We start from the raw sequence: 12,350 nt of genomic DNA on the forward strand, positions 1-12,350 counted from the left end.
ATGATCACTTCCGAGCTTTTCGGCACCGCGCCGTGCGGTACCCCCGTTCATCGTTACACCCTCAACGGGCCCGAGATCTGCGTTCGCATTATGGACTATGGCGCCACCGTGCTGGGTATCGATGTGCCCGACATTCCCGGCAACGTGCGCGATGTGGTGCTGGGCTTCGATAAGCTCGAGGATTACTTTGACAACCCCGCCTGCTTTGGCGCAACCATCGGGCCTGTGGCCAACCGCACTGCAGGTGCCACGATCACCATCGCCGGCACGGACTGGCATATGCCGGCCAACGAAGGCGCCAACAACCTACACAGCGATCTTGAGCACGGCCTGCACAAGCGCGTATGGGACGTTGAGCTCGACGAGACTCACAACGCCGTGCGCATGACCACCTCGCTTAAGGATGGCGAGCTGGGCCTGCCCGGCAACCGAATCTTTACGGCTGTGTTTACCGTTACGCGCACCGGCGTCTTCCGCATCGAGTATGGTTGCGAGAGCGACCGCGCCACCTACGTGTCCATGACCAACCACACGTACTTTAACCTTGCCGGCCATAACGCCGGCATGGACTGCGAGCACTTCTTTGTTGCCAACGCTGCCCACTACCTGCCCATCAACGAGCAGAATATCCCCACCGGCGAGATCGCTCCGGTCGAGGGCACGCCGTTTGACTTCCGTGAGCTGCGCCCCGTCGCGCCTGGCATGGAGGCCGACGATCCCCAGATTAAGCAGGCACGCGGCTACGACCACTGCCTGTGCATCGATGGCTATCAGTACGGCCGTAATCTGCGCCGCGCCCTGCACGTCGAGGAGATGTGGACCGGTCGTGAGTTGGATTACTACACCACCGCCCCGGGCGTGCAGCTCTACACCGGCAACTGGCTGGGCGACGAGCACGCCAAGGACGATGCCAACTATGGCTGGGGCGCTGGCTTTGCCCTCGAGGCAGAGATGTACCCCGACACACCGCACCAGCCGCTGTTCCCGCAGGGCATTGTGGGCCCGGGTCACCCCTACAGCAATGTGATCGAATACCACTTTATGAGGCACTAAGCCCACAACGCAACATATCGCACAGCAGCGCCCGCCGGCACCACTGCCGACGGGCGTTTTTTCATCTTTTGGGCTCATTTTCGCTGTGGCTGTATGAGTGACATATCATAACTATGCCCATTTACTACGTTTAGCCCGGGATGCTCGACCATGCACCGGTTTTTGTTAAATTCGCGAGCCGTCTACCTGCTGTTTTGTTTTTCTCAAATTCGACATGCTCGGCGATAGCCGATCAAACGTAGTAAATGGGCATAGTTTTTGACAGGCGGCATCGAGCGCGTCCCTCGCAAGGGCAAAATGATCCGTTTTCCTCCGTCCCCAAGGGATCAGTTGAACAGATTGTTGATGGGGTCGGGGGCGGAACTGGGAAGATAGCGGATTTCTAGCTCTATGCCGAGCTTTTGCAACTCTTTAAAGGCGGCGGCATCTGCCTCGCCTACGGCAACGGCAGGCGTTACAGAGCGCTTGCCCTCCCCTGCTTGCATGTGACCGATACTGATCTTGGTAATGGGCACACCGCCCTTGACCAGCGCGAGCGCATCCGCGGGCGACGCCACCATGATGAGAATCCATTGGCGCGGCGTTGCGGTATGAATGATGTCGATGGTCCTTTGCACCGAGAAAAACCGCGTCCAAACGCCTTCTGGCGCCGCCACCCTCATCGGTGCCCACTTGCGCGAATCCGCCGCGATCTCATCATTGATGATTAGGACAAGGTTGGAACCCACGGCTTCGTTCCACAGCTCAACGTCTTGCCCGTACATGAAACGGTCGTCGATGCGTGTGAGAAGAATCTTGGGTTGTGCCATCGCTGCCCCATTCTTTTTGAGACCCGTAAGAGCAAGACATCGCGTCTCCAATATTAGTGCATTTAAAGTGAGAAAAGCCGTCAGAACCCTTGCGCGGATGTGCGATGTCCCGTATCATAGACAGCCGTTGACGCCTCAGTTGCGTCACCACATGGTCGCCAGCGTAGCTCAGTTGGTAGAGCACCGCTCTCGTAAAGCGGGGGTCACCGGTTCGAGCCCGGTCGCTGGCTCCATTGCACAAGATAGCCGCCTTCGGGCGGCTTTTTTGTTGCCGATTCGGCCACTCGGTGGACTTCGGATTTAATGCTTAGGGGGCGGGGATTTACCAAAGTGAAATTATAATGAAAAGAAACCCAGCTGCAACAATTGCCATGGTGAGGGCTCGAATTGGCCATATAGATTTAAAATAGCCACGATACCTTCTCTTTTGCTGGAACGATATATCTATACAAGGTTGTGAGCGGAAAACAAAAATACGTCGATTGCTATCCGACAAACGGGTCTGGAATTGCATTCACCGGCATTTCGGGGCAGATTGATACACATGTACGAAAGGGAACCTATGTGGTGCGTTGGGTTGGAGCTGCTGCAGGCCCGATATGGATTGCGGTCTTGCGCCCCGATGTCCAAATAGATTTCTCTCTCTAGACGGGAAGTTGCTCATGGACGCCATATATGACGGAGATGACTGGGTCGATCATTATACTTGGCGCCTGGTCGGCTCGAACGACAATGGGGATGTGGTGTTTGATGGACTATGTCCAAAGCATCTCCATCCTTTTGTCTCGTCGTTAATTGAGAGTTCCGCTCGTGTTGCCCCCTACAGCTCGGCATCGCTTCATGATACGGACGTTTTGAAGACCATAAGGGAATCAATTGACGAGGGCACGATGAGCAGTACATTGTTCTCTCGGCTTGTGGGGCTGGATGAGATTCAATCGAAACGACTGCTTGCGGGCGAAAAGGTGGAACTCACTTATCGGTCGATGATTTCAATCCTGCGGCTAGCCGATGTTCTTCGCAAATAAACATCTCCCCTATTCAAAAACCGAAAACCCCGCCAAGCGTGATCCCCTTAGGGAAAACACGTTTGGCGGGGTCCTAGCGTGATTTCCCTAGGGGAATCACGCCATCAGACGAGCAGCTCAGTCGAGCAGCGCGCTACTCCTCCCAGTAAGCATCTGCAAGCAGCTTAAAGCAAATCTTCTTGATCGGTTGTGCGCCATCGCCCGGGAACTCGAGCGTGGGCATGTGAGGCTCGCCGGCAACGAACAGCGCAAACTTGTCGTCGGCAAGATCGCCGGCGATCGAAGCGTCGGAATCGACCAGATCGTAGTCGTCCTTCTCGTCAAACTCCTGAACCAGCGTCAGGCTGCCCGTGGCGACCTTAAAGGCCTCGCGACCCTCGACGTCGATCTGCAGGTCGTGATAGCGCTGATGCGTCTCATAGTGAGCCTCGGCCTCGGGACGCGTCGTGGGAGCCATGACGTTCGCATAGACCTTGTCGCCCAGAATCGGATGGCTGCCGACCTCGAGCTCTGCCGGGTCGTTCTCCTCGAGCCAGTCGATCAGCACGTCGAGGCCCTTGAGCATTCCGCGGTACTCCTCGATATCGCCCAATGCACCGTAAATCATCTAAATCCCCTCTCGGATCGCTTCTTTGGCGGCTACTCGGCAAACGCGTTACCGACGCTGTTGCCACCCACATACGCCTCGACCAGGGTAAGGTCGGGATTGAACACGACAAACTCGGCGTCGCGCCCCAGCATAATGCTACCGCACTTGTCGTCGACATGAGCTAGCAAGCAATGCCGGGGCCGACGCCCAAGCTCTTACAGCTCGGTCACGACAACGCCGTTGTAGACCTCGTCCCAACGGTCCATGACCAAGTGGCCAGTCATGGGATCCATGGCGTTGAGCTTGCCGCAGGTGTTGGCGGTACGCAGCACCGTCTCATCATCCGCGCCGGCTGCGATGGCGTGCGCGAAGCCGGCAATGGTCGAATCGCCAGAGCCCGTAGCGTTAACGGCAGGGATATCGGGAGTCTTGGCGCGGAACGCACGGCCGTTATGGAAACCCACGGAACCGGCAGCGCCCATGGACACGACGACCCAGGGGATATCGGAGAAGCGGGCATCAGAGGCGAGCGCGGCGCGGAGCTCGTCCACATCGTCGGTGGTAAAGCTCGTGCCCAGAAGGCCGTTGATCTCGGTCAGGTTAGGCTTAACCAGTTCGGGCTTAACTTCGGACTTAAGGGCGGCCTCAAGCGAAGCACCCGAGGTATCGAGCAGCACCTTGGCGCCGGCGTTCTCGGCAATGCCCGTGATCTTGGCGTAGTAGTCCGCCTCGACGCCGCGGGGCAGCGAACCCGAGATGGTGACGACGTCGGCCTTGCCCGCAAGCTCGGTAAACTTGGCGGTAAAGGCATCGAGCTCCTCGGGGGCAATCGTCGGGCCGCTCTCGAGCAGCTCGGTCTGGTTGCCGGCGTGAAGGATGTTGAGGCAAATACGAGTCTCGCCCTTGATGGGTACAAAATCATTCTTAATGCCGTTGGCATCCATGAGCTCGGCCATGTAGGCGCCCATGTGGCCGCCGAGCAGACCGGTTGCCACAACGTCGTCGCCCAGCTGATCCAGGACGCGGGCCACGTTAAGGCCCTTGCCGCCGGCGGTCTTTTCGGGCGTCACGCGGTTGACGTCGTCGATAATGAGCTCATCGAGCTGATAGCGCGTATCGACAGACGGGTTCATCGTAACGGTGAGGATCATTTTTAGCTCCTTATCTCGCAGGCTCCTTGTGCCTCGCGATACGAGTCGACAAAACGGAATTACAGAATCTCAATCGTGAACGAGCGAACGACGGTCTCCTTGGGCTTGGCGACAAGGCAGCCGCGCTTATGCTCAAGCACGTCGTCCTCATCGGAACAGGTCGAAAGGCCGCCCCAGGGCTCAACTGCCACAAAATCGCCCTCGGGCTTACTCCACACGATGAGGTACGGAAAGCCCTCAAAGCTCAGGCGAACGCCCTTGTCCTCGCCCTTTTTGGAAAGCGTGACCTGGCGGCTCTCGAGCACGTCAAAGATGGTCTCCGCAAAATCGAAGAGCTCGTGCGACAGGGGCAGCGTCTTTCCCACCATGGGGTTCTTGGAGCGCTTGTCCACGTCAATCAAGCCAGTCGAAGGGACAGCGGTGCAAAGCTCTGCAGCCTCTTCTTTCTCAAAGCGCAACTCGTAGTCCGTATAGGCCTCGCCCTCATCGAGCGGGCACCTAAAGCCGGGATGCCCACCGATAAAGAACGGCATGTCCTCGGTGCCCTCGTTGGTAACCTCATAGGAGACACGCACGGCGGCGTCCTCGAGCGTATAGCGGGCGACGAGCCTAAACGGATACGGATAATCGCTCAGCAGCGCGGCGTTATCCTCCGAAGCCAGACACACAGCCAGCTCGTTCGTGCTTTGGCTCAGCAGTTTCCACTCCTGCTTACGCGCAAACCCGTGGCGGGCGAGCTTCACATGATGCCCAGCGAACGTCATGGCGCTGCCGTCGCGCAGACCTCCGCAAATCGGGAAGCAGACCGGCGCCTGACCGGACCATACTGCGGGGTCGCCCTGCCACAAATACTCGCGACCGTCGGCCTCAATCGAGGTAAACGAGCCGCCGGCAGTGGAAACCTTAATAGAAATCGAATCGTTGGAAAGAGCGTATTCCATTACCCATCCTTTCGAACAACTGCTTTATTTCACGCAAGCGCCCGTTTCAATCCTAACCATAGAACAAACCCGCACGCTCATCGATGCGTCCGGTATCCCGGTCATGTAACGGGGTACCATACAGACATTGATGCAATTACAGCTGAAAGGCCTTCTTATGCGAACCATCATTCTTTATGCCTCACGCCACCACGGCAATACGAAAAAGCTCGTGGACGCCATCGTCGAGGCGCACCCCAAAATCGATACCCTCGACGTGAAAACACTCGGCAAAAACGAGTATCCCAACCTGCACGAATACCATCTGATTGGTGTCGCCACGGGCATCTATTACTCCGAGATCGACAAGGACATGGCACGCGTGCTCACTAACGTGCTGCAGCCGCAGGACAAGGTGTTTGGCCTTATGACCTACGGTGGCAAAAACAAGTGGTACGGCAAGGATATCGATGGCATCTGCCGCATGAGGCAGGCCATCTTTATGGGTGTCTACGGCTGCCCCGGCTTTGATACGTGGGGGCCGTTCAAACTCACCGGCGGGGTCCAAAAGGGGCACCCGACCGCTGAGGAAATTAAGGGTGCCGTCGACTTCTTCGACAAGATCGAAGACGAGTATGGAGACATCATCGTCGAAGAGTACGCCAAGCGCGAGAAGCGTCTAGCATACGAGAAGGAACATCCTGCAGGAGGCCTGGTGGCCGGCGTTAAGCGTACGGCAAAGAAAATCGCTAGCAAGCTGTAACTGTAAAGGTGCTTTTGAGCGTTTAACCCGTACGGCGGGTCCGAGCAGATTCGGGCCCGCCGTCTTTTTCTTTCGTTACTCGGTAAAGGCGTTGCCGACGCTCTGGCCGCCAACATACGTCTCGACGAGGGTGAGCTCATGGTCGAACACGACAAAGTCGGCGTCGCGACCCGGCATGATGCTGCCGCACTTATCCTCGATGTGCGCGGAGCGTGCCGGCACCTCGGTTGCCATGCGAATGGCGATATCGGCGCTGGCGATGCCCCAGTCGACGATGTTCTTGACGCCCTGGGCAAGCGTGAGCACCGAACCGGCAATACTCTTGCCATCGGCGAGCCAGCACAGGTTGTCCTTCATGATGACGTCCATGCCACCACTGGTGTAGCTGCCCTCGGGCATGCCGCCGCAACCCAGGCAGTCGGTGATGAGCACCGTGTGCTGCCAGCCCTTTGCCTGCAGCAGCGCCTTGATGGCGGCAGGGTTTACGTGCTTGCCGTCACAGATGATCTCGGCGTAGGTCTCGGGCGTGGACATAGCAGCGCCCACGACACCGGGCTCACGGTGATGCAGCCCGCGCTGGCCGTTATAGGTATGCGTAAAGCAGCTGGCACCGGCGTTGATGGCGGCGATGCACTCATCGTAGGTGGCGTCGGAGTGACCGATGCTGGTCACCACACCCTTGGCGTTCAGAGCAGCCGCATAAGCAGCGGCACCGTCGCGCTCGGCCGCCATAGCGCTCTTAACGATGCGACCACCCGCAGCCTCCTGCCACTGATCGAAGACCTCCTCGGAAGGATCGATCAGATATGCAGGGTTCTGCGCGCCCACGTGCTTCATGGTAAAGAAGGGGCCCTCCAGGTAGATACCCTGAATACGAGCACCGCAGAAGTCGGGGCCGCGACCCTCATCCGCCTGGGCGATGGCGGCGCAGGCATCCTTGATCTGCTCGACGCCATCGGTGAACGTCGTGGGCAGCCAGCTGGTGGTACCGCGACGGGCGAGCTCAGTCGAGCTGATATCGATGCCCTCGGGATCGTTATCGGTAGTTGAGTGGTTGTAGAAGCCATGGATGTGAGTATCGACCATACCCGGTGCGATCCACGATCCCGTGTAGTCCTTAATCTCGCAAGAGGGCTCGTCGGCCTGCCAGGCGCCAAAGACGCCGTCTTCGACCATGAGATAGCCGCCCAGCTGCGGGCCTGCCGGCAAGATGAACTTGTCAGCCTTAATTGCGTACGTGCTCATATGCACTCCTTGCTTCTAAAGCAGTTGACTGTGGTGATGCTTATACCCAGCCCACGTAAAAACAAAAAGCGCCCGCCCGCCGTTATGAGCGGACGGGCGCCCTTACAGGGGGACGCGATTAAGCGGTGAAGGGGTGAATCGTCACGCCCTTGACCACGCGGTTGACCGTGCCGGTGGGGCTCGGCGTGTCGGGCGTGTTGCCCACGCGCACGGAGTTGAGCAGGCTGATAGCCTGGGCAAACATCACGAACGGCAGGGCGAGGTAGCCCTCGGGAAGTGCCTCGTAGCCCTTAAAGGTGAAGGACTCACCCTCGTAGACAGTAGCGCCATCCTGCTGAACGGCAACGGTGTGCTGAGCGATCTCGTCGCCACCGATCTCGTTGAGGATGTCGATATCGTACTGACGGGTGTAGGCGTCGTTGTTGACGAACACGAAGACGAGCGTCTTATCGTCGACGAAGGACTTAGGTCCGTGACGATAGCCCATGGAGGTGTCGTAGGAAGTAGCGACCAGACCGTGAGCGAGCTCGAGGATCTTGAGCTGGCTCTCCTGGGCAAGGCCACCGAAGGAGCCAGAGCCCAAGTAGGTTACGCGGTTGAAGTCGCCAGCCAGGTAATCGGCGATCTCAGGCTCACGGGAGATGACCTCCTCGCCCATCTTGGCGATGGTCTCGACCCATTCAGCCTTCTGCTCGTCAGAGGCAGTGTCGAAAATAAGGGTGGAGAGCAGGGTCATGCAAGAATAAGAGCCGGTCATGGCAAAGCCCTTGTCGTTGGCGCGCGGGATGAGCAGCGTCAGCGCATTGGGGTCATCAGCGGACTCGACGGCGAGCTTGCCCTCGGGAGCGCAGGTGATGTTGAGGAACTTGACGTTGTGGACGAGCTCCTTGGCAACGGCAACGGCGGCAAGGCTCTCGGGGCTGTTGCCAGAGCGGGCAAAGGAAACCACGAGTGTGGGATCCTCGGCGCGCAGGAAGTCGCGCGGGGCGCTCACGATGTCGGTCGTGGCGATGGGCTTAAAGTCGTAGAGATCAGTGTTGCCAGCGTGACGCAGGTACGGGGCGCAGGTATCGCCAACATAGTCGGACGTACCGGCACCGGTGAAGACAACGGACAGACGACCCTCGCCCATAGCGCGAGCCTCGGCCAGGAAGGCCTCGATGGCCTCCTTGTTCTCGCGATAGATGTTGAGCGTATCACGCCAAAGCTCGGGCTGCTGAGCAATCTCGGCCGTGGTGATCTGGGCGCCGAGCTCGGTGAGCTCCTCGACACTCTTCTCGAACATTTCTAATACCTCTCTCTAGAAGTAATCCTCTGACGTGCAATTATACACTTCGGTTGGTTATCTGGTAGTAACCAGTTAAATACAAAGAATCATCATATGGAAACGATGCCAACACTAGTCGCTACGCTGGTGGTAAACCTTGTATTTAAACTGATCGGCACGAGCAACCGAGAGCGTATACTCCACAACCTCGTTTGACTCGTTATACGTAGTCCTAACCAAATCGAGCACAGGCGAGCCCTCGACGATTTCCAAAAGGTGGGCATCGGTGGGACGGGCTATGCTCGCATAGAACTCCTCTTCGGCCACGCGTATTTTTTGTTGAAAGTCTTGCTCAATCACATCGTAAAGCGGCTTACGCTCCAGCAGCGGTCGCTTTAGGGACAGAAATTGACGAACCGGTAGATAGCTACGTTCGACCATCATGGGCATGTTGTCGGCAGAACGAAGGCGCTTGAGCTTAAAAATGCGATCACCGATACGTAATCCCATATGCTCGGCCAGATTCTTATCGGCCTCCATCTCGCAAAAATCGAGAATCGTGGTCTCGGGGTCGCGACCCATCGCGCGCATCTGCTCGGTAAAGCTGTAGGACTGCATAAGATTGGTTGCCTTTGCCGAACGGTCGGTCACAAAGGTACCGCGACCGTGCTGCCGAACCACCAGTCCTAAACGCTCCAGTTCCTGCAGAGCTAGGCGTACCGTAGTGCGCGAGAGACCATAGCGCTCCGAAAGTTCGCGCTCGGAAGGAATCATGTCACCGGCGCGATATTCATGGTCAATCTTTTCGGTCAGAATATCGACCAGCTGATCGTACAGCGGTTGCTTACGCGCTCCGATCGCCATCCTATCCTCCCTTTTGCTCAAACTAGGCTACTACCTTGGGTGTTAAGCATTATCGGTCTGCAACACCCGAATCATTAAGAAAACAAAAGCCGCGCGCTCTTTCGAGCACGCGGCTTTTAACATACACATGGCTTAAGGGGTCGGGGTGTGAGCCGCGTAGGGACACACCCCTCAAGCTAGAGCCTTACCAGATGCTCGGCCAGAGACCAAGCGGGCCAGCGCCCAGGATGCCCAGAACGAAGAGCAGCAGAATGCCCTTGGTCGGGGTCCAGCTGTGCTTAGCGAACATGTAGTAAAGCAGCAGCGTAAGCATAAGCGGGACAAGCTTCGGGACGATGGTGTTGAGGGTGTCGGCAACAGAGAAGTTGACCGGATCCTCGGTGACGGTGCCGTAGGTAACGGACTCCATGCCGTTGCCCAGATCGGTGACGCCGCACTCGACAGCGTTGCCGTCGGCATCGGAAGCGGTGAGGGCGTTGCCGTCCTCATCGGTCATGGCGATGGTACCGGCCTCAGCGGTCTCGGTATCGATGCCCTCCATACCGGTGAAGTTCTCGGCCTCCTTCTCGGAGACGATCACGGTAGTAGCGGAGAGGCCACGGGTGGTGCCGTTGGGGATCTGGAGGTTGATCTGGGTGCCACCCATGGTGACGACCAGGCAACCGACGACGAAGACGCCCATAATGGAAGCGGCACGCGTGAAGGCCTGCATGTTGGCAGTCAGAGCGTCAATAGCGCTGGTGCCAAGCTTGTAGGACCAGTTCATGAGCCAGAAGCGCAGAGCGAACTGGACGACGTTGAAGATCACCAGGAAGATGATCGGCGCAGCGGCGTTGCCGTTGATGGCCATGTTGGAGGTGATGCCGGCCGTGATAGGCACGAGCGTCAGCCAGAACAGGGCGTCACCGATACCACCGAGCGGGCCCATTGCGGCGACGCGGACGGCGCGGATCGTGGGGATGTCAACCTTGTTCTGCTCGAGCGAAAGCACGATACCCATAACAAAGGTGACGAGGAACGGGTGAGTGTTGAAGAACTCCAGGTTGTGGCTCATGGAAGCCGCGAGGTCGTTCTTGTTGGTGTGGATCTTCTCCAGACCGGGGATGATGGAGTAAAGCCAGCCAGCGGCCTGCATGCGCTCGTAGTTGAACGATGCCTGCAGGAAGCAGGAGCGCCAAGCCATCTTGTTGAGGGTCTTCTGGTCGAGCTGCGGAGCAGGAGTGAGATCCTCGTAGTGCTCCGGGATCACATACTCATTAGATGCCATCTTCGAAGTCACCTCCGTCAGAAACAGCTGCACCCTTCAGCTCGGTCTGCTGCTGGAAGTCCCAGAAAGCAATGCCGAAGCCGATGAGAGCGAGGATGAGCAGGGCAGGGGTTGCCAGAGAATCGTTGGCAACGGTGATGAGCGCGAGGCCAAAGCCCATGAGGAAGAAGCCCCACATATCGCGGTTCATCATAACCTTGAGCAGGACGGCGAAGCCGACGAAGCGCATCATGCCGCCTGCAGCGGACAGACCGGTCTGCAGCCAAGTCGGGATGGCGGAAGCGATGGTCTGACCGATGGTGGCGCCAGCGATGAAGAACAGGGTGACGACGACAGCGAAGATCAGGCCGAGCAGGGTCATGGCGAAGTAGTTCAGGCGCTCGATGCCCTTGGTGTCCGCGTTGTGAGCCATGTTATCGGCCGAGGACATAAGCGGGGACATAAGCGTGAAGACCAGGGTAACACCAAGCTGGCCAAGCAGAGCGAACGGAATGGCGAGGCCGACTGCCGCGTTGGGCTCGAGCTTCGTAGCGATAGCGAGAATGGCTGCCATGATGCCGCCGATGACGGCGTTAGGCGGCTGAGCGCCTCCGATCGGCATGTTGCCGATCGTCATGAGCTGATAAGTACCACCCACGAGAAGACCGGTGTTGAGGTCGCCAAGGATAAGACCGATGACGGCGCCGGTGACGATGGGCTGATAGAGAGACTCGAGGAAGTTGAACTGGTCGATTGCCGCGATGAACGTAACAACGAAGACCAGTGCGACCTGAATGATCGAGAATTCCATCTTGCTCCTCCTTTCAAAATGTATGTACGCACTTTGGATATCACGTACAGAATGTCAGGGTTTCACTCCTGACAACGTGGATCACGAGGATTACGAGAAGAGCTTGCTCGTATCCTCAACAGGCGTGCTCGGAACGCGCCTGATCTCCAACTCCACCCCCAATTCCTGCAGCTCTTTAAACGCAGCGACATCCTCGTCGTTAACTGCGACGGAGGTGGCGACTTGGCGCTTTCCTTCCGACATGTGCATGTTGCCGATGTTTACCTTCTTTATAGGCACACCGCCCTTGACGAGCGTAAGCACGTCTTCCGGTGTTTCGGCCACGATGAAGATCTTCTGGCGCGGGCTCGCCTTGCCGATGACGTCGATGGTCTTCTGCAGGGAGAAGAAACGCGTAGCAACGCCGGTGGGAGCGGCCATCTTCATGAGGTTCTGGCGCATGGTGTTGTTCGACACGTCGTCGTTGGCGACGAGGATGAGGTTGGAGCCCAGGGTGGAGTTCCACTGGGTGGCAACCTGACCATGAACCAGTCGGTTATCGATGCGGGTAAGAAGAATGTTGGGTTCTGCCATGTTGATCAGCTTCCTTTCGTTATTTGCTGAC

General features: G+C 57.8%; 13 protein-coding genes and 1 tRNA gene. 4 read left to right on the plus strand and 10 right to left on the minus strand.

Features of this window, described 5'->3' with window-relative positions; all coding sequences use genetic code 11:
- A complete protein-coding gene (locus tag DXB53_RS04865) occupies positions 1–1,053 on the plus strand; it encodes an aldose epimerase family protein (protein WP_117583554.1) in 1,053 nt (350 codons plus the stop codon).
- 326 nt (positions 1,054–1,379) lie between these two features.
- Here the strand turns inward: DXB53_RS04865 and DXB53_RS04870 are convergent, their stop codons facing one another.
- Positions 1,380–1,862 (minus strand): PTS sugar transporter subunit IIB, encoded by a 483-nt coding sequence (locus DXB53_RS04870; protein WP_117583555.1) that lies wholly within the window; start codon positions 1,860–1,862, stop codon positions 1,380–1,382.
- 157 nt (positions 1,863–2,019) lie between these two features.
- On the opposite strand from DXB53_RS04870, the gene DXB53_RS04875 reads away from it, so the two are divergent.
- Positions 2,020–2,095 (plus strand) — tRNA-Thr (locus DXB53_RS04875).
- A 429-nt stretch (positions 2,096–2,524) separates the two neighbouring features.
- Positions 2,525–2,890: a hypothetical protein gene (locus DXB53_RS04880; protein WP_117583556.1), complete on the plus strand. Its 366-nt coding sequence runs from the start codon at positions 2,525–2,527 to the stop codon at positions 2,888–2,890.
- A gap of 133 nt (positions 2,891–3,023) precedes the next feature.
- Here DXB53_RS04880 and DXB53_RS04885 read toward each other — a convergent pair whose 3' ends face one another.
- From DXB53_RS04885 to DXB53_RS04900, 3 genes are all read right to left on the minus strand, one after another.
- Positions 3,024–3,497, minus strand: coding sequence for a YhcH/YjgK/YiaL family protein (locus DXB53_RS04885; protein WP_117583557.1), 474 nt, complete (start codon positions 3,495–3,497; stop codon positions 3,024–3,026).
- Between the two features lie 197 nt (positions 3,498–3,694).
- Positions 3,695–4,630: a hexose kinase gene (locus tag DXB53_RS04895; protein ID WP_117583558.1), complete on the minus strand. Its 936-nt coding sequence runs from the start codon at positions 4,628–4,630 to the stop codon at positions 3,695–3,697.
- A 59-nt stretch (positions 4,631–4,689) separates the two neighbouring features.
- Positions 4,690–5,571 (minus strand): aldose 1-epimerase family protein, encoded by an 882-nt coding sequence (locus DXB53_RS04900; protein ID WP_117583559.1) that lies wholly within the window; start codon positions 5,569–5,571, stop codon positions 4,690–4,692.
- A gap of 157 nt (positions 5,572–5,728) precedes the next feature.
- Here DXB53_RS04900 and DXB53_RS04905 point away from each other — a divergent pair, with 157 nt between their 5' ends.
- A complete protein-coding gene (locus DXB53_RS04905; RefSeq protein WP_117583560.1) occupies positions 5,729–6,313 on the plus strand; it encodes a hypothetical protein in 585 nt (194 codons plus the stop codon).
- A gap of 75 nt (positions 6,314–6,388) precedes the next feature.
- Here the strand turns inward: DXB53_RS04905 and nagA are convergent, their stop codons facing one another.
- The 6 genes from nagA to agaV form a co-directional block, all read right to left on the minus strand.
- Complete coding sequence (gene nagA, locus DXB53_RS04910) at positions 6,389–7,558, minus strand: N-acetylglucosamine-6-phosphate deacetylase (RefSeq protein WP_117583561.1); 1,170 nt, start codon at positions 7,556–7,558, stop codon at positions 6,389–6,391.
- 118 nt (positions 7,559–7,676) lie between these two features.
- Positions 7,677–8,843 (minus strand): SIS domain-containing protein, encoded by a 1,167-nt coding sequence (locus DXB53_RS04915; RefSeq protein ID WP_117583562.1) that lies wholly within the window; start codon positions 8,841–8,843, stop codon positions 7,677–7,679.
- A gap of 114 nt (positions 8,844–8,957) precedes the next feature.
- Positions 8,958–9,689 carry a GntR family transcriptional regulator gene (locus DXB53_RS04920; RefSeq protein ID WP_117583563.1) on the minus strand — a complete coding sequence of 244 codons (732 nt, stop codon included), beginning with the start codon at positions 9,687–9,689 and terminating at the stop codon, positions 8,958–8,960.
- Positions 9,690–9,873: 184 nt separating this feature from the next.
- Entirely contained in the window at positions 9,874–10,956 is a 1,083-nt protein-coding gene (locus tag DXB53_RS04925; protein ID WP_022094609.1) for a PTS system mannose/fructose/sorbose family transporter subunit IID, read from the minus strand.
- Positions 10,946–11,746 (minus strand): PTS sugar transporter subunit IIC, encoded by an 801-nt coding sequence (locus DXB53_RS04930; protein WP_117583564.1) that lies wholly within the window; start codon positions 11,744–11,746, stop codon positions 10,946–10,948. Before DXB53_RS04930 ends, DXB53_RS04925 begins: the two co-directional genes overlap by 11 nt.
- Positions 11,747–11,836: 90 nt before the next feature.
- Positions 11,837–12,319, minus strand: a complete 483-nt coding sequence (gene agaV, locus DXB53_RS04935) for a PTS N-acetylgalactosamine transporter subunit IIB (protein ID WP_117583565.1) — start codon at positions 12,317–12,319, stop codon at positions 11,837–11,839.
- Positions 12,320–12,350: the final 31 nt, after the last annotated feature.

It is taken from the genome of Collinsella sp. OM04-5 (assembly GCF_003439125.1).
Classification (GTDB): Bacteria; Actinomycetota; Coriobacteriia; order Coriobacteriales; family Coriobacteriaceae; genus Collinsella.